This window comes from Alcanivorax sp. HI0044 (genome assembly GCF_001634945.1).
In genome coordinates, this window is sequence record NZ_LWEZ01000262.1 from 1 (window position 1) to 855 (window position 855).

Annotated in this window: 1 protein-coding gene; it reads right to left on the reverse strand. The window is 48.7% G+C overall.

What is annotated here, in order from left to right:
* Nucleotides 1–132 precede the first annotated feature (132 nt).
* Nucleotides 133–855, reverse strand: a 723-nt coding sequence (locus A3730_RS03270; RefSeq protein WP_197477255.1) for an OmpP1/FadL family transporter, incomplete at its 5' end; no start/stop codon positions are given.

Here is an 855-nt window from a genome sequence, read left to right on the forward strand (position 1 = left end):
AAAGCAGCAGAGATAACAGGGCTAATCGTTGCATAGAGTTGCCGGTGGTTATCAGGCTCATCGCCTGCAAACCTCCGCTATAAACATTTCTTACAGCAGATTTTTTGCAAACGAACATTTCTTGCCTACAAACTAGAATTTGGTTCGGAACGCCAAGCCGACGATAGTCACCGTCGCTTCAGTCTTGATGTCCAAACCTGCATACGGGTTGTACACAACATTGTCGATCCCTGTGCAGTTGGCAGCACAACTCGTGTTAGCAGGGATTTCATCTTTGCTGCGCAGCTGGCCGATACCAAGATCGATATCTGTATCTTTATCCCATTTATAACCCAGGCCCAAGCTGTAATAACGTGCTTCATTAATCGGCACCATGGGGCTTCTTCTATCTTCAGGAATTGCTGACGCTCGGGGCTCATAACCTGCCCTTAACTGAATTCGACCGGTCAAATCATATGCTGCACCAAACGCCAGGTTCCACGTGGACTGGAAATTCAGTGGGTAACTTAACTGTGTAGACGTGGAGCCAGGCGAAAACAGTCGTGCCAGACTCAGCACCGCAGAACTACGGTCGAAGACGATATTGAATGCGTCCCACTCTTTGTAGTCCGCCCAAACCGCATCGACATTAAGTTGCAGTCGTTCGGTGGGCTTGAATTTGATACCTGTCTGAAAAGTAGCTGGCATGGTTAAATCCATGCTTACCTTGCCCACTTCCTCTTCAGGAACGTAGGAGGGAATACCCAATACAGCCAAGGCAATGGCACCGGTTGCCGAGCCACCAATACCATTAATGGTGGAGCGCGCGGCGTTGGAATAGGAAATTTTGTAATCCCCTTTCATGTGCGTTTTAGC